General features: G+C 32.2%; 22 protein-coding genes and 3 tRNA genes. 13 read left to right on the top strand and 12 right to left on the bottom strand.

The features are described from left to right. Positions 1–111 precede the first annotated feature (111 nt). Positions 112–951 (top strand): sulfite exporter TauE/SafE family protein, encoded by an 840-nt coding sequence (locus tag KFE69_05535; protein UTW43552.1) that lies wholly within the window; start codon positions 112–114, stop codon positions 949–951. Between the two features lie 9 nt (positions 952–960). On the opposite strand, the gene KFE69_05530 is transcribed toward KFE69_05535, so the two are convergent. Together KFE69_05530 and KFE69_05525 are read right to left on the bottom strand one after the other, a co-directional pair. Next, positions 961–1,659, bottom strand: coding sequence for an SIMPL domain-containing protein (locus tag KFE69_05530; protein ID UTW43551.1), 699 nt, complete (start codon positions 1,657–1,659; stop codon positions 961–963). A gap of 8 nt (positions 1,660–1,667) precedes the next feature. After that, positions 1,668–2,381, bottom strand: a complete 714-nt coding sequence (locus KFE69_05525) for a hypothetical protein (protein UTW43550.1) — start codon at positions 2,379–2,381, stop codon at positions 1,668–1,670. A 265-nt stretch (positions 2,382–2,646) separates the two neighbouring features. Here KFE69_05525 and KFE69_05520 point away from each other — a divergent pair, with 265 nt between their 5' ends. The 4 genes from KFE69_05520 (at position 2,647) to KFE69_05505 (ending at position 5,397) form a co-directional block, all read left to right on the top strand. Further along, positions 2,647–3,378: an alpha/beta hydrolase gene (locus tag KFE69_05520; protein ID UTW43549.1), complete on the top strand. Its 732-nt coding sequence runs from the start codon at positions 2,647–2,649 to the stop codon at positions 3,376–3,378. A 258-nt stretch (positions 3,379–3,636) separates the two neighbouring features. Continuing rightward, on the top strand, positions 3,637–3,795 hold the full coding sequence (locus KFE69_05515) for a hypothetical protein (protein ID UTW43548.1): 159 nt from the start codon (positions 3,637–3,639) through the stop codon (positions 3,793–3,795). 191 nt (positions 3,796–3,986) lie between these two features. Next, on the top strand, positions 3,987–4,778 hold the full coding sequence (locus KFE69_05510; GenBank protein ID UTW43547.1) for a hypothetical protein: 792 nt from the start codon (positions 3,987–3,989) through the stop codon (positions 4,776–4,778). 301 nt (positions 4,779–5,079) lie between these two features. After that, a complete protein-coding gene (locus KFE69_05505) occupies positions 5,080–5,397 on the top strand; it encodes a hypothetical protein (GenBank protein ID UTW43546.1) in 318 nt (105 codons plus the stop codon). A gap of 12 nt (positions 5,398–5,409) precedes the next feature. Here the strand turns inward: KFE69_05505 and KFE69_05500 are convergent, their stop codons facing one another. Genes KFE69_05500 through KFE69_05485 form a run of 4 tightly spaced genes read right to left on the bottom strand, consistent with a single transcriptional unit; the run spans position 5,410 to position 8,261 of the window. Next, a complete protein-coding gene (locus KFE69_05500) occupies positions 5,410–6,081 on the bottom strand; it encodes an ABC transporter permease subunit (protein UTW43545.1) in 672 nt (223 codons plus the stop codon). Further along, positions 6,074–6,733, bottom strand: coding sequence for an ABC transporter permease subunit (locus KFE69_05495; GenBank protein UTW43544.1), 660 nt, complete (start codon positions 6,731–6,733; stop codon positions 6,074–6,076). Before KFE69_05495 ends, KFE69_05500 begins: the two co-directional genes overlap by 8 nt. A gap of 6 nt (positions 6,734–6,739) precedes the next feature. Beyond that, positions 6,740–7,486, bottom strand: coding sequence for a transporter substrate-binding domain-containing protein (locus KFE69_05490; GenBank protein ID UTW43543.1), 747 nt, complete (start codon positions 7,484–7,486; stop codon positions 6,740–6,742). Positions 7,487–7,520: 34 nt separating this feature from the next. Further along, a complete protein-coding gene (locus KFE69_05485) occupies positions 7,521–8,261 on the bottom strand; it encodes an amino acid ABC transporter ATP-binding protein (protein UTW43542.1) in 741 nt (246 codons plus the stop codon). 93 nt (positions 8,262–8,354) lie between these two features. On the opposite strand from KFE69_05485, the gene KFE69_05480 reads away from it, so the two are divergent. Beyond that, complete coding sequence (locus KFE69_05480) at positions 8,355–9,227, top strand: LysR family transcriptional regulator (protein UTW43541.1); 873 nt, start codon at positions 8,355–8,357, stop codon at positions 9,225–9,227. Between the two features lie 5 nt (positions 9,228–9,232). On the opposite strand, the gene KFE69_05475 is transcribed toward KFE69_05480, so the two are convergent. From KFE69_05475 to KFE69_05455, 5 genes are all read right to left on the bottom strand, one after another. Further along, a tRNA-Glu gene (locus KFE69_05475) sits at positions 9,233–9,308 on the bottom strand. Positions 9,309–9,338: 30 nt separating this feature from the next. Then, positions 9,339–9,414 (bottom strand) — tRNA-Glu (locus KFE69_05470). A 40-nt stretch (positions 9,415–9,454) separates the two neighbouring features. Continuing rightward, positions 9,455–9,530: transfer RNA gene (locus KFE69_05465), tRNA-Ala, on the bottom strand. Between the two features lie 39 nt (positions 9,531–9,569). Further along, positions 9,570–11,018, bottom strand: a complete 1,449-nt coding sequence (gene gltX, locus KFE69_05460) for a glutamate--tRNA ligase (protein UTW43540.1) — start codon at positions 11,016–11,018, stop codon at positions 9,570–9,572. A 191-nt stretch (positions 11,019–11,209) separates the two neighbouring features. Beyond that, the gene (locus KFE69_05455; protein ID UTW43539.1) at positions 11,210–12,307 is read right to left on the bottom strand and encodes an IS4 family transposase; all 1,098 of its coding nucleotides are present in this window, start codon (positions 12,305–12,307) and stop codon (positions 11,210–11,212) included. Positions 12,308–12,609: 302 nt separating this feature from the next. Between KFE69_05455 and KFE69_05450 the strand changes: the two genes are divergently transcribed. Continuing rightward, positions 12,610–13,743, top strand: coding sequence for a hypothetical protein (locus tag KFE69_05450; GenBank protein ID UTW43538.1), 1,134 nt, complete (start codon positions 12,610–12,612; stop codon positions 13,741–13,743). A gap of 38 nt (positions 13,744–13,781) precedes the next feature. Here KFE69_05450 and KFE69_05445 read toward each other — a convergent pair whose 3' ends face one another. Continuing rightward, complete coding sequence (locus KFE69_05445; protein UTW43537.1) at positions 13,782–15,545, bottom strand: peptidase M4 family protein; 1,764 nt, start codon at positions 15,543–15,545, stop codon at positions 13,782–13,784. A gap of 349 nt (positions 15,546–15,894) precedes the next feature. On the opposite strand from KFE69_05445, the gene KFE69_05440 reads away from it, so the two are divergent. From KFE69_05440 to KFE69_05415, 6 genes are read left to right on the top strand one after another with little or no spacing between them, the layout of a single operon-like run. Continuing rightward, complete coding sequence (locus KFE69_05440; protein ID UTW43536.1) at positions 15,895–16,611, top strand: DUF2470 domain-containing protein; 717 nt, start codon at positions 15,895–15,897, stop codon at positions 16,609–16,611. Positions 16,612–16,624: 13 nt separating this feature from the next. After that, a complete protein-coding gene (locus KFE69_05435) occupies positions 16,625–17,236 on the top strand; it encodes a MotA/TolQ/ExbB proton channel family protein (GenBank protein ID UTW43535.1) in 612 nt (203 codons plus the stop codon). Beyond that, positions 17,233–17,646 carry a biopolymer transporter ExbD gene (locus tag KFE69_05430; GenBank protein UTW43534.1) on the top strand — a complete coding sequence of 138 codons (414 nt, stop codon included), beginning with the start codon at positions 17,233–17,235 and terminating at the stop codon, positions 17,644–17,646. Before KFE69_05435 ends, KFE69_05430 begins: the two co-directional genes overlap by 4 nt. A 22-nt stretch (positions 17,647–17,668) precedes the next feature. Further along, positions 17,669–19,786 carry a TonB-dependent receptor gene (locus tag KFE69_05425; GenBank protein ID UTW43533.1) on the top strand — a complete coding sequence of 706 codons (2,118 nt, stop codon included), beginning with the start codon at positions 17,669–17,671 and terminating at the stop codon, positions 19,784–19,786. Positions 19,787–19,796: 10 nt separating this feature from the next. Then, complete coding sequence (locus tag KFE69_05420; protein ID UTW43532.1) at positions 19,797–20,402, top strand: energy transducer TonB; 606 nt, start codon at positions 19,797–19,799, stop codon at positions 20,400–20,402. Beyond that, positions 20,399–21,238 carry an ABC transporter substrate-binding protein gene (locus tag KFE69_05415; protein UTW43531.1) on the top strand — a complete coding sequence of 280 codons (840 nt, stop codon included), beginning with the start codon at positions 20,399–20,401 and terminating at the stop codon, positions 21,236–21,238. The genes KFE69_05420 and KFE69_05415 overlap by 4 nt, the downstream gene beginning before the upstream one ends. Positions 21,239–21,258 lie beyond the last annotated feature (20 nt).

Raw genomic sequence — 21,258 nt, 5'->3', positions numbered from 1 at the left:
TTTTATAGTAACAATTACTCAATGTACGTCAAGATAGGCCATACTTGATAGGTTGATTTACTGCTATAATTAACAATAATTTATATATTCAAAATATATTTAAGGGGTGATATGTTTGGTTTTGATTTGGTTGTTCTATTAATCATTCTGGGTCTTTTAACTGGTTTTTTTTCAGGCCTTTTAGGTATTGGTGGAGGTACAATTATTGTACCCGGTCTTGGCATATTATTTCATCATTTTAGTATTGAAACTGATCAATTTTATATGCAATTTGCTGCTGGTAGTGCCTTAGCAATTATGATTTTTAGTTCATTATCTTCTGTTATGAAAAACCATAAAATGGATATGATCCACCGACCTGCAATTAAACCTGCATTTAATTGGGTAATTATCTCAGTAATCCTAGGTGCAATTGTTGCATCAAGATTAACTTCAGATACTTTAACGATTATATTTTCTCTTGTTTTAATATATATATTAATTGACCTTTTAATTCGTATGTTTAGCAAAAATAATTCAGTTAATGAAAACTCAGTGGATCAACTTCCAAAAAACAAACTACGCTTAGGTGGTTTTATTATGGGCTTTCTATCAGGTTTATTAGGACTTGGTGGTGGTATTATTGCTGTACCACTTTTAACTAAGCTTGGACTTCAAATGAGAAAAGCAGCAGGTACAAGTAGTTTTTTCTCATTAATTGTTTCTATTACAGGCGCCATTATCTTTATTATTCTAGGTTATTTAGATCATATTGATCTTAAATTTGCGACAGGCTATGTTTACTGGCCCGCTGTATTATTAATTATTCCGTTTGCCATTATAACTGCACCTTTAGGCGTAAAATTAAAAAGTAAATTCAGTGAAAAAACCGTACTAATTATTTTCATCTTTTATATAATCGCCGTTATTATTAAAATGTCTAGCTTAGTGTTTATGAAATATATGCATTAAAAAAATATCCTAACGCAAAAAATACTGTGCTGAGACAACCACACGTACTTTTTTCATTATATCACTATCACCATAGCTATCATTGGCATTGGAAATTGAGAAATTTCCTTGTGAAGCTTGACGAATTGAACTTAAAGTTGCATGGGCATTTTTAGCAAACGTATCGGCTGCAATTTTAGCATTTGCCGTTGCATTAACTAACATTGCAGGTTTAATATCATTAAGCTTGGTATAACGATAATTAACTTGAGTGGATGTAATAACTACCCCTTTTTCGACTAATTTTCCTGTTAATTGGTTTAACTTTTGTATTAGATCTACTTTAGGTGTAAGCACAGTTATCGTTCCATAAGCTGAATATAATGGCGTATTTTGATTATCTCGAATCGTATTCGTATTTATTGAAGCACCACTTAAACTAATTTCATCTCGAGTTAATCCATTTTGTTTTAAAAATTCAATAATTGCATTTTGGCTTTGTTGAATAGCTTGATAAAGTGCTTTTAAATCATTAGCATCCGCACTAAAGCTGATATTAAATATCGCTTCATTGGCTTTAACTGTCTGTTCAGATAAGCCTTTTACCTGAACATAACGATTAAAATTATGAAAATTCATAATTCCATAAGCAATAAAATACCCCCCTAGTGCTAAACCAATTGCTAAAATAATCGCACTAACAACCCTTGAGATGCTTTTTCCATTCATAAAATAACTTAACTACCCTGTTTATTATTCTTAGCAAACTCTACATTGGCAGTTAAAACAAGCTTAGTTGCAACTTGCATGGGTTGTGCTACTTTTTCTCTCGCAGTATCAGCATAAGCCATCATCATATTTGCACGCGGTTGAGGCGCTGAGTATGGTGCAGTAAAATTAATTTCATGCACTCGATATTTTTGTCCAGTTTGTTTATTTAACTCCTTCAATTGCTTGGAAACATCAGCAATTATTTTTAATCTTAAAGTATTTTTAGCTTGTTCCATCTGTGCTAGTGATGGTTGATAGTTAATATGATCAAGCTTATACTGCTTACCTTTACCATCAACTGAGTCTAATTTATCAGTTAATTCCGCTAATTGCTGAGAAGTTAGGCGATCTTTTAACATCATTGTAACATTGATTAAGCCACTGGCTGTTTTACTTTGGCGATAATCTTGGATAACCCAGTTGCTACCTTTAATTAACCCATTTAAATCATTTTTAGCCTGCCCTTGAATACTGGCTAAATCACCTGATCCAATCGATGCATTTAAACTAACAAATACTTCAGCTTTAGTTGTCTCAACATTACTTTCTGATGAGACTTGATAATTAATTGTATCCATCATCGCTTTAGCATTATTACCCCCACATGCTAGAGATGTTGCTGGTAAAACCGCTAGTGGTGCTAAAACACATAAAGATGCCATTGCTTTTTTTAGTTTCATAATCTTCAGACTCCTATTTAGATAATAATTAATTAAAATTAACATTACACTTTACTCTAACTTCAGTAAATAATTATCACCAGCATTTTTTAGCAGCTACACTATAAAGCTTATATTTTATAAAATGAATTAATTATTCTACTATTTAATAAAAAATCAGTTAGCCTTAAACATTAGATCAAATAAGCTTTGGAAAATAATTCATCTTATGAAAAAAACTAAAGTGTTCAAAATAATCGTATTTCTGCTTCTTGCATGGATATTAATGAGTCTACTGGCAAGCTTAATTAGTCCAAGTATGATATTTCTACCACCAAAACCGCCAACTTATAAAACATTACCAGAATTATTTCACCTTAAAGTAGCAAATGATAACTCAATTGCTGCTATATATCTTAAAAATAAAAATGCTAAGTATACAATTATTTATAGCCATGGTAATGCTGCAGATTTAGGCATAGAAATGAGTTTTCTAAAAGCACTTTATCAACATGGGTTTTCAGTTATCTCTTATGATTATGAAGGCTATGGCCAAAGCACAGGCAGTGCATCTGAAAAAAATACCTATCAAGATATTGAAACTATTTATCACTATTTAGTAGCTGATGAAAAAGTTTCTCCAAAACAAATCATTCTTATGGGGCATTCACTTGGTGCAGGTGTTACAACAGAGCTTGCAACAGAAAAATCTGTTGCAGGTGTTATACTAGCATCCCCTTTTCTAAGTACTTATCGCGTTTTAACACAAATACCGTTATTACTATTTGATAAGTACAATAACATCAATAAAGTTAAGAAAATTGATGCACCGATTTTAATCATTCATGGTCACAAAGATACAGTGGTGCCCTTTTGGCAAGGTAAGGCACTTTATGAAGCTGCAAATAAGCCTAAAACATTTCTAGCGATTAAAGAAGCTGGCCATAATAACTTAGCTAGCGTTGGTCAAGCACAATATTGGCAAGCAATTAAAAACTTTACTTTAAGCCTTCATTAAATTCAATTTTTGATCATCATTTAATCATTTTTATTGACTTGATCATTTCCATTTGCTACCATCGCCGAAATAAAAAATGTATTTTTAATAAATTTAATAAAAAATATTATAAAAATTAAATAAAATTAGAGGCGTGGTTGTTATGTGTAATTTTAAATTAGTTGGATTAACTAATTGTTTTTCAATATCAATAACACCCTCTTCAAATTAAGTTTTCATAGCAATATGAATTAAAGCAACAACACAAGAGGAACAACAATGAAGCACAAGATAAGCAAACTTGTATTTGCAGCTTTATCATTATCAATGATTGGCTATAGTAATGCGAATGCTAACCCAAACTATGATTATGACCTAGCTGTTAGTACTTATGATGATGTAGCAACTATTGATTCAGCATATTCGATTGATGTCTAGATGCACAACTTAAAAACATCGCTATCGGCACAATTACAGATAATCAAGCAAGCGCTAATAATATTCAATTACACTTCGATGATAAAGAAAATAGTAAACGTTTTGATGTTAAGTATGACCATTGTGGTAATTTATCTGTTGGCAAAGAATGTAAAATCTCAATTACACCGAAAAAGAATGCTCAATCTCTTGTGGGTAGAGATATTAAATATACAATCACAACAACTGTTGATGGCCAGAAACTAAAGGCAAATAATGATTTTAGTGTTAAATCTCCAACACTAGATATTTCTCTACCAGCATTTACACAAATGCTTCAAGCTACCTGTCATAGTGATGATATCAAATGTAAAAAGGCTGTTAAAGAAGCTTACGCTGAAGCGCCTTTAGCATTCAAACAAATGCTTCAAGCTACTATTTTTAGTGTCTGTGGAACCCCAGCTGGTGATAATAAGCCATGGTGTAAAGGTTTTCTTAACGATAAGTCTAATAAAACTTTGACAGAAATTTCACCAGACTTTGGTAAGCATGATTTTATGCAATTGCGTAAATGGTGTGATTCTAATAAAGCAACATGCAAAAAAGCTGATGACATAATAATGCGCATTGGCCCAGTATTTATTATGCACGGATTAATGGAATGGCGAAAACATCATCATGGTGATAGTCAAGCTGCCAACTCAGTAAATGATAACTCTGCAAAATACAAAGTAGCAAAATGGTGTGATAATCACTCAGAAACCTGTAAAAAAGCTTATGAAGCTTCAATGATAATAGGAGTTTATAATACAATTTTTTCATTAATGGCTACATGTAAATATTATCCTGATGGTCAAAAAGCATGCATGAAACAAATAGCTAATGAACTATTAAATGATAGATCTATAGATAAGGATAAACTAGCTGATTTTATGACATATCATAGAAATCATGACGAACAAGTAATTAACTCAATGAATTACTATACTAAAGCTAATATCTAAATTTAAACCCACAACCATTGCAATTAGTCATATTGCAATGGTTCTTTAAACTTTAAAATTAACTCTAATATTTTTTTTAATTTATAATATTTCTGCTTATTTTCAAGCTATTCACAAACGAATAAAATTCACTCGTTATACTTTTAAACAAAAATCAAACAATTTAAAAACAACCTACTGTTTTATAAAAATTTTATACATGTTTTATTTGAAATATATTAGCTATATCAATTTATAATAAATTTAATTAAAATAGCCTCTTGAAAATTTTGAGAACAATAAATCTAATAAAGGAAAAAAGATGGATCTTCCAGAACAGGACATTACACTTCAAGAAGCATTAGTAGAACTTGTATTTGCCATTACAAACTATAAAGGATCAGATGCTGAAAAAAGAGCAGCAGCAAAAGTAAAAATTGCTATTGAACGTAATCATGCTAAGAAAGCACATATACAACAATTTTATGTTGTTCTAAACAGTTTACTAACTGAATTTAGATCAAAATCAGACTTTGTTGCCAGCAAAACACCTGATTTATTTGGACAGCCCAGTAAAAATAACAACAAAAGCCCAAAACCACCGATGACAGTACTTAATGATTTAAAATTATTTTGCTAGTGGTACTGAAATCTAATTATAAACTCTTTTACTTACCCAATATTTAAATACAATATTAATTAGCAATGCAATTAACATATAAATAACACCTGCAATGATAAGTGATGGGATAATTTCATATGAAAAGCTCATCACTTGACGCGTAACGCCCATAAGGTCCAAAACTGAAATACTAGAGACTAAAGCACTACATTTTAAAACCATTAATACTTCATTTGAATAAGCTGGTAATATCCGATAAAACATACGTGGCAATAAAATACTAAAAAAGATATTGATATCTTTTAAACCTAAAGCTTCAGCTGCTTGAATCTCACCTTTGGGTAAGTTATTAATCGCACCAATAAATAAAGCCGTTGTATAACTTGAAGTATTAATTGCCAAAGCAATTAATGCGCAGACAAATGCAGATTTAAAAATATCGGCAAATGGTGAATCCGTAATTATTGGAAACTGTAATGGACCATAATAGATAATAAATAACTGCACTAAAAATGGCGTACCACGAATGATAAATAAATATAAATCTACTAACTGAGTGATAATTGGCAGTTTAGATGTTTTTATGGCTGTTAAAATGATCGCTAAAAAAGCACCGATGATGACAGCCGCAAACGTTAAGCTTAAAGTCGTTAAAATACCACTAAGCCAATTAGGACTAAATTCACTTAATAAACTAAGCATAGCGCCTCCCTGATAACCAATGATTAAGGCCTTTATAAATCAATTGTGAAACCGCAGTTAGCCCTAAGTAAAGTAAACCAACAAAACTATAATAGGTAAAAGGTTCAAACGATTGATTAGCTGCAATTTGTGCATTATTTGTCATATCATTTAAACCAATTAATGAGACAATTGAGCTGTCTTTTAATATCACTAACCATAGATTAAATAAGCCAGGCAATGCATGTGACCAAACCTGTGGTAAGATAATATATCTAAAACAATCAAATTTTGTCATGCCTAGTGCTTGAGCTGCTTGTATTTCACCTTGATCAATAGCATTAAATGCTGCAATAAATACTTCTGCTGCATAAGCTTGAAAAATAATTCCTAATGCAATAATCCCTGCTGTTAATGCATTAATTTCAAAATAACTACCTGTTATTTGTGATATCAATGCTGTAAGGCCGAAATAAATAGCAAATAAAACTAGTATTTCAGGCAAGCCCCTAATTAGCATATTAAATAATTTAATAACAAAGCCAAATTTAGGTTGAGATTCAATTACTGCATTTAAAAGCCCAAGGATAACACCAAATACACTTGCACCAATCGCAACAGCTAGCGTTACTTTAATTGCTAGAATAATCTCAAGATAAAAACCACTCAACATCTAAACTTACCCAAACCATTGATTAACTATTTTTGTATAAATGCCATTGGCTTTTATTTCGACTAATGCTTTATTTAAGTCATTCACAAGCTGTGGGTTATTTTTATTAATTGCAATTCCATTACCTAGGCCAAAATAGGTTGGGTTTGTAATGGCGTATTCATCCGTATAGTTCTTATTAGCTGATTTTTTAAGCCAAAGTGCTGCAACTGGCTTGTCTAAAAATACCGCATTTAAACGTCCTGCTTTTAAATCAATTAAAGCTGTCATATTACTTTGGTAAGTTTTAATTGTAATTTGATTACCATATTTAACTGTTAAATATTTAGCAAATGTTGTCCCTACTTGTACACCAATGGTTTTGCCTTTGATATTACTCAATGAAAAGTCACTACCTTTTTTGATAACAAAAGTAACTGAGTTTTCATAATATGGCTTGGTAAAATCGACAACATGCTCTCTTGATTTTGTAATACCCATACCACCAAATAATGCATCAAAACGGCCTATTTGTAAGCTTGGAATTAAACTATCCCAAGGTGCATTCACTAACTTACAGTGTCTATGCATTTGCTTGCAAAGAGCCTGAACAATCTCTGCATCAAAGCCTTTTATTTGGCCATTAGGACTGATTGATACAAAAGGTGGATAAGTCGCCTCAGTTGCAAAGATTAATGTTTTTTGATCTTGTGCATAAGCATTAATTACCAAAAATATTAATAAACTAGCTGAAATTATTATTTTTTTAAACATTGAGTCATTCTCCAAATCATATTTTATTGTTTAATTAATGTTGCATAATATTTAAAAACTGTTTAAAGCGTTCTGTTTTCGGATGGTCAATGATGTCCTTTGTTCCTACCTCATGAATATTCCCTTGGTGTAAAAACATCACTTCATCAGCAACTTGCTTGGCAAAATTAATCTCATGGGTTGCTATGATCATTGTCATACCTTGAGATTTTAATGTTAAGATCATTTGCAATACTTCATGAACCATTTCAGGATCTAATGCTGAGGTTGGCTCATCAAATAAAATAATCTCTGGCTTCATCATTAAGGTTCTTAAGATTGAAACACGTTGCTTTTGACCACCAGATAAAGTTTCAGGATATACATAAGCTTTATCAGCTAAATTCAATTGCTCTAAATAAAGCATTGCTTGATCATAAGCTTTACTTTTATCCATATTGGATACTTTGCGTGGCGCAAGTGTTAAATTATCAATAACCTTTAAGTGTGGCCATAAATTAAATTGCTGAAACACCATGGCAATTTTTCTACGTAATAATAAAAGTTTTTTAGATGATATCGCCTTTTTATCAGCAAAGTTAATCGATTGATCCGCTACAAACAGCTGGCCAGCATCAGCTTTTTCTAAATAATTAAGGCATTTTAGTAATGTACTTTTACCAGAACCACTTTGTCCTAATAAAACTAATGATTTACCCTTTTCAACCGATAAGCTAACCCCTTTTAAAATTTCAATATTTCCATAGGATTTAGTTATATTTTCTACTTGTAGCATTATAAACCCACTGTTTTATTATTTAGAATTTGCATATTAACGAAAATTGATATATAAATAAAATGAATTAAACTTGATAAGTGATCAAAAAAATTGAGTTTACTAAGCCCATCATTAGAAGCATTTATCGCAATTGCTAAATACCATACGGTACATCAAGCAGCAGATTCATTGCATTTAACACAAACTGCCGTTACACAAAGAATACGTACATTAGAAGAAAAGTTATCTATATCATTATTTATTCGCAGTCGTAAAGGCATGCAATTAACTGAAGAAGGCAAAGCATTATTACGCTATTGCCAAGCAACTAGGATGCTAGAGAAAGATTGTATGGATCAGATCTATGGTACTGATGAAAAAAGTATTATTCGCATTAAAATTACCGCACCAAGTAGTATTATGAATACTCGTATAATTCCTAGTATGTTAACTGTTTTAAAAAAATATCCCAACCTTCGCATTACATTTAATGCAGAAGATTCAAGCATTCGAGATCGTTTATTATCTAAAGGTGAAGTTGATTTAGCGATACTTCATCAAGAACAAGTCACAAGAGAGATGCAGATGAAAGCTTTAACTCCTGAAGCCTATCATTTAATTGGATCACAAAAATTAGCAAATAAGCCACTAAAGCAAATCATACAATCGAGCACTATCATTGACTTTGATGAGACTGATCAAGCAACATTTAGCTATTTAAAAGAATATAACCTCTTTAATTTATGCCAAAAAGAACGCTACTTTATCAATAATATTGAAAGCCTTATTAGCCTTGTAAAATCAGGTCTTGGCTACAGCGTTTTAACTGATGATACGTTTAAGCAAATTAACAAAGAAGAATTTAAAGAAAATTTATGCCTTTTAAATAAAGGTAAAACCTATCAGCAAGCTATTGCGCTTTGCTGGTATTTAAGACCTAATATGCCTGAATATTTTAAGGCAATTATTGACTGTATTAATTAAAAATATGGCGTCCCCAAGGGGATTCGAACCCCTGTTACCGCCGTGAAAGGGCGGTGTCCTAGGCCTCTAGACGATGGGGACCTAAAGAACTTACTAAAATGTCAACAAATGTGGCGTCCCCAAGGGGATTCGAACCCCTGTTACCGCCGTGAAAGGGCGGTGTCCTAGGCCTCTAGACGATGGGGACACAAAACTTGTGTCTTTGCCTTCTCAACTCATAGCTTTTTTGGTGGAGCTAAGCGGGATCGAACCGCTGACCTCTTGCATGCCATGCAAGCGCTCTCCCAGCTGAGCTATAGCCCCGAAGGCACGAGCGCATTATAGGGTCTTGCTCATTGAAGGTCAAGCGTTTTGTTGTGCTCTTTGGTGAATTTTTTCTAATGCGTTTGATATTCGTTCAATTACACGTTGTTTTCCTAAGAATTTCAGAGTGATACCAATATCAGGTGATGCACCAGAACCTGTAATTGCTACCCTTAATGGCATGCCAACTTTGCCCATACCAAGTTGTAGTTTTTCAGCTGTTTGAACAACGATTTGATGTAACTGTGACTCATCCTGCCATAAATGATCATCTAACTGTTTAAATGCCTCTAATAACTCACCTAAAGGTGCTTGTGCTACTGGGCGTAAATGCTTTTTAAATGCACCTTGATCATATTCATTAAAGTCTTCATAAAAGTAACGACTAGCCTGTGTCATTTCTTTTAATGTTTTAACTTTTTCAACCATAACAGGAATTAATTTTTCTAAATCAGGTCCATTTTCAGAATTAATTCCCTGATCATTAAAATGCCATAATAATTCTTTAGCCACTTCAGATGCTGGTAATGTTTTCATATAATGTTGATTAATCCAGTTTAATTTTTCAAAATTAAACGCTGAAGCAGATTGATTTACTTCATTTAAATCAAAATACTCAATCATTTCCTTATCTGAAAATATCTCCTGATCACCATGCGACCAACCTAAGCGTACAAGATAATTTCGAACTGCTTGTGCTAGATAGCCCATATCATGATACTGCATTACACTCACTGCACCATGACGTTTAGAAAGTTTTTTGCCATCTTCACCTAAGATCATTGGAATATGGGCAAAGACTGGTACATCCGCATTTAACGCATGATATAAATTAATTTGTCTGGGGGTATTATTAATATGATCATCACCTCTTGTCACATGCGTAATGCCCATATCTATATCATCAACTACCACACAAAAGTTATACGTTGGTGAGCCATCTGTACGTGCAATAATTAAATCATCTAATTCTTTGTTAGCAATACTAATTATCCCTTTAACGGCATCATCCCAACTGACAACGCCATCTTGTGGGTTTTTAAAACGAATGACATGTGGTTTTGATAAATCTTGATCTTTATCTAATAAGTGACAACATTTACCATCATAGCGTGGTTTTTCTTTATTTGCCATCTGAGTTTCACGCAGTTGATCTAAGCGCTCTTTTGAACAATAACAACGATAAGCTTTACCTTCATCAAGTAGTTTTTGGATTAATGCTTTATAACGATCAAAGCGTTTAGTTTGGTATATAATTGCTTCATCTGATTTTAAACCTAACCAGCTCATTCCCTCTAAAATAGCATCAACTGCTTCTTTCGTTGAGCGTTCAAGATCTGTATCTTCAATTCTTAATAAAAACTCACCCTGATGATGTTTTGCATAAAGCCAAGAAAATAGTGCTGTGCGCGCACCACCAATATGTAAATAACCTGTTGGTGATGGCGCAAAACGCGTTTTCACCTTTTTAGAGATTTGTGAATTCATTTAATTTACCTAAAGTTAAGACGATATTTTAGTAGCAAATAGTTTAACGGAAAAAGATTAGCTAAGAAAGGTTATTTAAAATAACCTTAAAAGTGGTAATAATGTTTATTTTTTATAAAAGTCCAAAACACATAATGAAGTTAAAGCAATAGTTATTAATACTATTATTATGAACCCATATAATTATCACACTACATGACACCTACCAGAGCCATTCTTTGACTAATTGATATTTTAGGTTTAAATGTAGCTTTGATAATATTACAGATATACTCTGAAGAATTAATGGCTCTGGCTAGCGATTTAGCAATAGTTTCAGTACCAATTTTAATCAAAGACTTAGCTTTAAATCCATGCTTTTTAATTTTAATAGGTTTAATGCTTTCTAATATTTCACCTGTACGATAAGACCATATTAATGCAATGGATACAACAAACATAAGCCTTGAAAGTTTTTGCATATCAGTTAAGTGGGTATTCTCAAAATTAAAACCACGTTTTTTAATAGCTGAAAAAAATGACTCAATCTCCCATCTTATTTTATATTGATCGAGTGCATTTAGGTTAAACTCTCTAGTTACAACAATAACTAATTCACCTGTAGGCAGTCGCAGTCCTGAAACATATAAATCGCAGCCTACTATACACTTTGTATTATGAAGTGTTCTTGCTTGTGAAGCTTTAAGAGTTAGAAATAATTTTGAAATCTTTTTATTAGAAGCTAGATAATTACCTTTGGCTCGAATAACAAATTTAACTTGTTTGCTAGACAAATAAGCTATCCAATTTCCATCAATAAATTCACGATCACATAAAAGTGTTTTAATTCTAGTTGCAGGAATAAATTCAAGTAGTTGATCAAATAGTCTCTGCCTATCAATGGCTTTTGAGTTACCTCTCTTTCGCTGAGGAAGCAGTGACCAAATCACAGGAATTGCAACACCTTTATAAGCAATAGCAATCATTAGAAAATTAATATGTACCTTGCCAAACTTCCAGTTAGTTCTATCCATGCATAATATGACTTGATCAGATAAATTGAAAATGGTGTCGACTAGTTTCCAGAGGCTAAGAAAAGATATTTCAAACCTTGTGATAAAACGTTGAAGACGCCTATAACATGACGTAGTTGATGCTTTTGATGGAAAACATTTAGCAATTTGTGAAAGATTAACATCATTTATTATCTGTAGGGCAATAATAAAGTAAGTTAGGCATTCAGTATTCCAAAAAGATAAGTTAAAATAGTGCTTCAGTGACTGTTGTAATTCATTGATGTGTTTCATCATATCGCTCTTTTTTGTTTTTTGGCGATTATAAGAATGAACGATAACAATGAAAAATCAATGGGTTACACCGTTACTGTCGTGTAGTGTGTATAATTATATTCATGTCACTTTGTAATAATAAATACAAATTATTGCAACAACCAAGCATTCATATTGATAAAAATACATTTAAAATACAGCAATATAATTAAACAATAACATCAAATATTTTTGTAATTTTTAAAATTTTACAGCCTTATTAAAATAATGATAATGTATTATTTAACCACTAAATAATTTTTAAAGGTTGGGAGTTGCTAAATATGTCAAAGAAAATCTATGTGTTTGATTTAGACGAAACATTATTTACATCGGGAGATTATTTTCATTTTGGTAATCAAGTTTGTGTTAAACTTCACCCGCATGTCCTTAGAAACTATCTAACTCCTACTGAAAAAAACTATTATATTGACACCCACGAAGAATTAAAAAAACAACCAGAAAATCAGTCTTACGAAAAACAAACGCAGCTTGATGAAGCATTTAAGGATGTATACCATCAAAATTTTTATGCAATCCATAAAGACGCTATGCAAAGTATTATGCAATCTATTCTAGATAATGGTGATGAAATTGCATTTATTACTGCTGGTAAATTTAGTAAAATGAATATTAAAGATTTCTTTAAAGATGTTTACCAAATTGACTTAGGCGATGATTTTAAATTCTTTAATGAACAAAAAAATAAATCTGAAAAATTAGCTGAGCTCATAAAGTATGTTGAATCTCCTAAAGATATTATTTTTACAGATAATTCACCAACGCATATATTCAAAGAAGCTGAGCCGTTGGGTATAATAGCAGTTTATGCTGATACCAACCCAAATGATCAAACAGGCAATAAAAAATATCTCTATAAGCTACATGAACAACTCAAATTACGTACGAATGAAGTCCAAAATACATTATTAATTGAAAAAATCTTAGATTATGCAAAAAACAAAGCAAGTGGATATGTTGGATATGGTGGTGACACTTATAAGTTTAATGGCAAAGAGTATTATTATGTTCCAACTAGTGTTATAGAAACCATTAATGCTATTATTCCTTATATCCATTTGGATATAAGTATAATTGAAGAAAAACTTAATACTAAGTTTAAAGAATTTGATGGAAAGTCTATCGGCTGGGGAAGCTACTTATCAGGAGGTAGACATCCTGATATTGAAGCACTCTACCAATCCCCTGAAAAAATAATAAATCAATTTAAGATAGCTATTCAGCCACAATTTAACCAACCAAATATTAATATTAATCAAATTGACCTAGCTAAAGTGGAAGAAATGCCAAAAATTAAATTAGATTCCCCATTATCAAGCAAAGCTAATTTCGTATTCTATGCTATTGATGACTATACACCTGAAAATAAAGGTATAGCATCCTCAATAATAGAATAATAAAAAAGCGCAATAAAATTGCGCCTTGTAGCTATTACTTATACTTTACAACTACTGGTACTAACACCAACTTGATTAAATACATCAACGACATCAGAAGTTGAATAATTTAGATCTCTAGCTGATTTAACCACACCACAAGCAGCTTCACTAAAGCCAGTTGATTCATTCCAGTATTTGATATTCGCTAATACCATCACACGGAAAGCATCTTCTACACCATCAACAAAGGCATTGCTATCACCTTGTGATTCTTTTTCTTGATACCACTTAGTTGATAGTAAATAGAATGCTTTATTAAAAACACCACTACCTTTATGAACAATATAACCTTGGCGTTTACCCGACTGCCACGGCCATGGATATGCATTCTTAGCTGTATCAACTACATCATCATAAGTTATTTTACAACTTGCACCTGACTGTAAAGCTAGGCTTTTATCATAGCAATCCGCAGAAGAGCCATCATCTGATGGTTGATTCATATAACGTAACGATTGACCTGCACCACGAGTAATCGTTTCACCTAAGCCCCAGCCAATTTTACCTTGAGGGTCTTCTGGATAAAACTCATTATAATCTTGTGCATTTTGACTTAATAAATAAGCACGAGTTGCTTGCCCTGCCATATCAGAATAAGCTTCATTTAATGAACCTGATTCATTCTGATAAATAAGGTTAGAATGCTGTTGAGTAAATCCATGGCTTACTTCATGACCTGCAACATCTAATGATACGAGTGGATAAAACATACCATTAGGATCACCATCACCAAAGGTCATATTCTCACCATTCCAGAAAGCATTTTCATAATTAGTATCATAGTGTACGCGCATGACTAATTGCATCGGTGTGCCATCGGTATTTTTAAGTGCTGTGATTTTATACCAATCACTATACATATCGATAATGATATCACCAAAATAATAGGCATCATCTAATGCTGAGTAACTGCCATTAATACTGTCTCCTCGATCAAGGCCACAAGAATAAGCAAATGCACTTGTAATGCTATCACTTGTTTTATGATTCATATTAACTGCTCGAACACGCTCATTATTCATCGTACAAGTTGAACCACTTTTAGTTACATCTAAAGTAGGCATGCCATTTTCACCATAATAATACTTACCTACTTTTTCATTTCCCCCAACGCCTGTGTCATCATAGTTTTGAATATTATCCCAAGCTGATGTTAATTTAGCTGTATTTGCATCAAAGTAATAATGCATTGCAACTGGTTGTGCACTTAGTTTATTACCATTAATTGTCACTAAGTAAACTAATTGAGCCTTATTTGAACCATCAGTTAATATCTGTAGTTTAGTTTGAGGTTTATTATTTCCATCTTCAACAATTTGATAACCTGGATAACCTTTCGTAAATAGATTTCTAGCTAAATCCATAACTTGATTAGAAGTCACTTGCGCTTGAGTATTGATATCAATATTTTCTGCTAAATGACCACTAACCGTTGAATCACCCTGATCTAAAAAGCTATTTGTATTGGCATTAGACTCAACAACAACAGACTTACCAACAACTTCTATGCCCTTATATTGTTGTTGTAATCTTATAAATTCTTTACTACCCATTGTCGATGTACTAACAGGTACTAATGTATTCTCTTGAGAACTACTACTTGTTAAAGCAAAGTTTTTACTATTTTGATTGGCTTGAATTTGAAAACTGCTTAATTGGGATAACGATTGATTATCTAAATTAACTGTTTTCATAGCATAAGATGTACCTGAAGCTAATGCGATAGCTGATGCGATTACGATTACTTTATATTTGATCACTTAACACTCCTTGTGTTTGACAGTTTTTTAAGACGAATATCCATACTAGCTTGAATTATTTTTTTTCGTCAATTAATGAAATATTTCATCTATTTCTTGAAATTTGTCACCAAAAATTAAATAAACTAGATAAAATTTAATCAATTCAAGCCTATTACATAAGTTAATTTGTTACAAATTAGACATTTTAAAATCAAACTAAAACTACCTATATCATTGATTATTTTTATTTTTGCCAAAATAATTCTCATTTTTATTTTGTTTTCTATTGCAATTAAAAAACAGTTTCGCTAGGATATGTTCTTAGGTCAATTAAGAATGATTCTCATTTTTATAAAGGATTCAAATTGTGACAAAAGAAAGCAAAAGTGATATCGCTTATCGCGCCAGAAAAGTAACCAAAGTAAAAACTCACGCTATACTTGCAACACACTCAGTATCGATAGATGGCTATCCATTTGGTTCGCTTATCCAATACTGTTTTGATTATTATGGTGATGTTATTATCTTAATCAGTCGACTTGCACAACATACACGCAATATTCTAAAAGACCCTAAAGTTTCTCTAACCATACTAGATGAACAAGACTATATACAAAATTCAGCAAGGGTCACTTTAATTGGTGATGCAACATTAATCGATAACCCTTCTATTGCTGAGCGCTATTATCGTTTTTTCCCTAAATCTAAAAATTACCACCAAACGCATGATTTTGACTTTTATCGAATCAATTTGAAAAAAATACGCTTTATTGGTGGCTTTGGTGATATCCACTGGGTTAAAAAAGAAGATTTTAGTCTTTTAAATCCATTTGATGCAACAATTGAAAAAAGTGCTGTTGATCATATGAATGATGATCATAAAACTGCATTAGCACACTATCTTACAGTCAATAAGATAAAAATAAATGATAAAACACCTCAAATGGCGGGCTGTGATGAAGAAGGCTTCTGGGTAAACATTGGTTATCAATGTCATTATATCGAGTTTAACTATCCAGTTAAAGATACCGTATCTCTAAGAGAAGTACTAACTGAAATGGCTAAAATCCCCCTAAGCGCTTAAAGGAAATCATTTAATGAGCTTTGCACTATTAACCAATCTCTTTGGACCAGTTAGTTATATATTAGCGATCGGTTGTATTTTTCTAGGTATGATTGTTATTGAGCGTATGATCACTTATTTTAGTATGCCAAAACTCAAAGCAAAACGAATTAACCAATTAATCGATTTAATTGAATTAAAAGAATACACAAAAGCAAAAGATACAACCAATAATGACAAAGGTTTAATTAAACGCTTAATTCTTCCTATTTTTGGTAGTTCAAAAGATCTAGCCGAGCAAGAAGTCTCATTATATTTATTAAAGTTACGTCATAAATTACAACAACCTTTAAATTGGCTAAATCTTGTTGCAATTATTGCTCCAATGATTGGTTTACTTGGCACTATTTGGGGCATGAGTCATTCTTTTTCAACGCTTGCAATGAATATGGAATCTAATAATGGCATGCAACAGTTAATCGAATATTTATCTCAAGCTATGTGGGCAACCGCTTTTGGTATATTCTTAGCTGTTATTAGTTTATGCACTTTGTATATATTGCGTTATTGGAGCGAGCATTATCTTAATCACTGCGAACATGAATTAAATCGCCTATCCATTGCTGTAGCTAGGAGCAAGTTATGATACGTGCATCTAAACTTGAAGTTAATCGATTTGTTGATGAACCTAATTTAGTGCCGTTACTAGATTTTTTACTTGTCTTACTAATTATGTTTACACTACTAGCAGGGCCCATTCAGCATTTTATTAATATTAAACTACCACAAGTTAACCATGCACAATCGAGTTCGCGTAATAACCAAAAATCAATTGAAATTGTACTTTACTCAGCCAATAAGCTTACAATTAACAACCAAACCTACCATTCATTTGACCAATTTAAAGATGCATTAACTGCTTTAAGCGCTCATCAATCAAATAAGATTGCCATTAAAACAGATAAAAACTTACCTGTTGAGACAATGCTTAGCGTTTTTTCATTGGCAAAAGAGTTAAAGTTTGGTGTTGCAGAAGTTCAAATTGATCAAAGTTAATCACAAAAATAAAAGGTTCTGAATGATCACTCAAACTACATTGAAACCAACTAAAATAGCACTAGCTATCTCTTTATTAACAATACCCCCTATTGGTTTTACAGCAGAACAAAGTGATTTAGGTGATATCGAAGTTATCGCAACAAAAACTGTACAAGTTAAACCAGATAATAAACAAACAAAAAACAAAAAAGATTCAAACAAAGCAAAATCAGATACAAAGTCCGATACCAACCCATCAATGATTCAAAAAGCTAATAGCTTACCTGGCACTAATATTAGTCTTTCATCTGATAATAATAGCCAGTCTGTCGCTGATCTGATGCAAACAAACCCAAATACGGCAGTTTTTGGTGGCCCAAGGCAAGTTGCTCAGTCAATCAGTATTAATGGCTTAGATAATAACCGTGTTGTTGTTGCAGTTGATGGTGTCAATAATCAATTTGCACAGTATGGGCATAATCAAACGCGTCTACTACCGGATACTTTCTTTTTAAAACAAATTTCAGTCAATCCATCAGGTAGTGATATTCTTTATGGTAGCGGTAACTTAGGTGGCAGTCTTGATATGACAACGATTGATCCTAATGACTTACTAAAAAACAATCGAGACTTTGGCGCTAAAGCAACCTTTGGCCTTGAAAGTGGCGCACCAGGTTTTAATAGTGGTATTGCAACTGCACTTAAAACAGGTGATGTTAGCTATTTAGTTGCTTTTGATGGTAATCATAATAGCAATATCCATCAAGGTAATGGTGAAACCTTAGCAAACTCAGCGGGTGAAAACTTACAAGGTTTAGGTAAAATAAACTGGCAAATCACACCAGGTCAACTACTATCTTTATCCTTTCTTTCTATGCAGAATCTAGGGCAATATCCAGCTACAACCGACCTTATAACTTCAACTACAACACCCCCATCTAATTTTAATTTCACTCAAACTCAAGTGAATCTTAACTATGATTTAAACCCTAAAGATAATCCATATCTTGACTTGAAAGCTAAAGCCTACCAATTAAAAACACATTTTCAGTCTAATCCATTAAATGATGGTGGCGGTTTTACCCTACCACAAGATGTGGTAACAACGACAACGGGGACTAAAATCTATAATACTTCTATTATCTATAATAACCATATTCTATATGGTGCAAGTGCTGATCGAATCATTGGTCAGAGTAATGTTGATAATGGCACAACAACCAATTACCCGAATGCTGATCAAAATCAGTATGCGCTATTTTTACAAGATCGTTTTCAAATTTTTAAGAATTTTGCGTTAATATTTGGTGGTCGTTATGACACCTATAATAGTCAAAGTATGAGCCTTACTAATAGTGATCACCACTTTAGTAAACAGCTAACTTTTGATTACCAAGTTATCAAACAACTGAGTCTATTTGGTGGCTATACTGAAAGTTTTAGAGCACCATCGATTGAAGAGTTATATTTAAATGGCACACACCCTGGTTTATCCTTTTTAAATTTTCTACCTAATCCAGATTTAAAGCCTGAGATCAGTCACAATAAAGAAATTGGTTTTAACTACCAAGATAAATTAAGTAATGGCAATCAAGTTCATTTAAAAACAAGTTTTTTCTATAATAATATTTCAAACTACATTATGGCGACATCAGCTGGCAGTTTCCCATCAATTACGGTACAAAATCAAAATGTATCCAGTGCACGTATTTATGGATTTACTGTAACAAGCAGTTATGATACGGCCTATTTTGGTATTGCATCAGGTTTTAATTTGACTCGAGGCAATACGCAATCAAGCTATACCAATGGCGATGGTAATACAGTTCAAGCAGGTGATCCACTACCCATTTCACCGGCAAAAGGTTTTGTTCAATTAAGTACTCCAATTAGACAATTACAAAGTAAAGTCAGTATTATTTCTAACTTTGCTATGCGCCAAGATCAAATTCCAACTGGTTATAATGTTGATCATATTGCTGGTTATACAACCTTTGGCTTTAAGTATATTTACAGTCCTGATAATAGTTTAAAAGGATTACAGATTATCGGAGGTATAGATAATATTTTTGATAAGCAATACATCATTTATGATGGTGAATCAACACTTGATGCAATGGGTAGAAGTTTTTATGTACAATTAAACTATCAGTTTTAGGCTGTTCACTATGTTGCGCTTAACGTTTGCTTTAATACTCTCCGTCTGCATAAATACGGGCCTTTTTTATGCAGCAGCAGATCAGACACACACTACAAAGTGGACGTTAGGTGCAACAGCTTATAAAACACAATCAGTTGAATCAATTAATCTCAATCAAATCACTTTTGAACATCAGAAAGTAAAACAAATAAAAAAAGAAGATAAAGACAAAAAAATACAAAAACATCTGCCAGACAAAACACAACTAATGAAAAAATCAAAGCCTAATCAATCTTCAATTAAAGCCACTTCAACAACACAAAAAATCATTAAAACACCACCAAAAATTATCGCTAAAGCAAAACTAAATGAAGCATTACCTGACCTTAAATATCCACAAGAAGCAATTAAAAATGATACATCAGGTAAAGTCACGGTTAAAGCAACCATTGATAGCAAAGGCTATATTAAAGCCATATCTGTTATTCATTCAAGCGGTAGCACTATCTTAGATCAAGCTGCCATTAATTGGTTTAAATTACTTAAATTTACGCCTGCACAATCTACTAACGGTCCAATAACTAGCAGTATTACTCAAACGATTACATTTAAATTAAAAGAGGCTAAAGCATGAAAAAGGTAACTACGATACTACAACTAATAGGATTGTTATTCATTTTAACTCTAATAACACCAATTAATATTTTTGCTAACCAAACGACACGTATTATTAGTATTGGCCCTAGCGCTTCAAGCATTTTAATTGCTTTAGGGGAATCTAATGCAATTGTTGGTGTTGATCAAGAAAGTTTAAGTTTTCCTCAATTACACGATAAAGCAAATATTAGTTACTTACGCACCTTAACAACAGAAGGTATTTTATCACTTAAGCCAACGATTATTTTTGCTGTTACCGATGCACAACCTAAGTCAACCATTGAGCAATTGAAAAATTTTCATATAAAAACTATTAGCCTAAAACCGACAGATACAATTAATCATATTTTAGACAATATAAAAATTATGGGTGATGCACTTAATCTAAAAGAAAAAGCTAATCAGCTGATTAATCACATTCAAAAACAAATTGATACAGCAAAAATCAATATTAAACAACCTAAGCCAAAAATATTAGTTTTAATGCAATATGGGCCAAATAGCCTCTATATATTAGGAAAAAATACCAATGCTCAAACGTGGATTAATTTTGTTGATGCTGATAATGCGGTTACTTTTTCTGGTATGCATCCAGCATCAAATGAAGGTTTATTAAATACAAATGCAAATATTATTCTACTTGCCACCAATCAAGTCCATTTGCCTAATCAATATAAAGAGACATTAAACTATCTTCTAAAAAATAACACGATTCGTTTAATCAAGATCAATATTAATCTACTTGAACAGTTTGGTGCTGATTTTGGTAAAAATTATGTTCAATTAACTAAACTAATTTATCAGCCATCATGAACCAATTAGTGTTAAATTTG

It is taken from the genome of bacterium SCSIO 12844 (assembly GCA_024397935.1).
Lineage (GTDB): Bacteria > Pseudomonadota > Gammaproteobacteria > Francisellales > Francisellaceae > M0027.
This window is presented reverse-complemented; position numbering and strand designations above follow the sequence as displayed.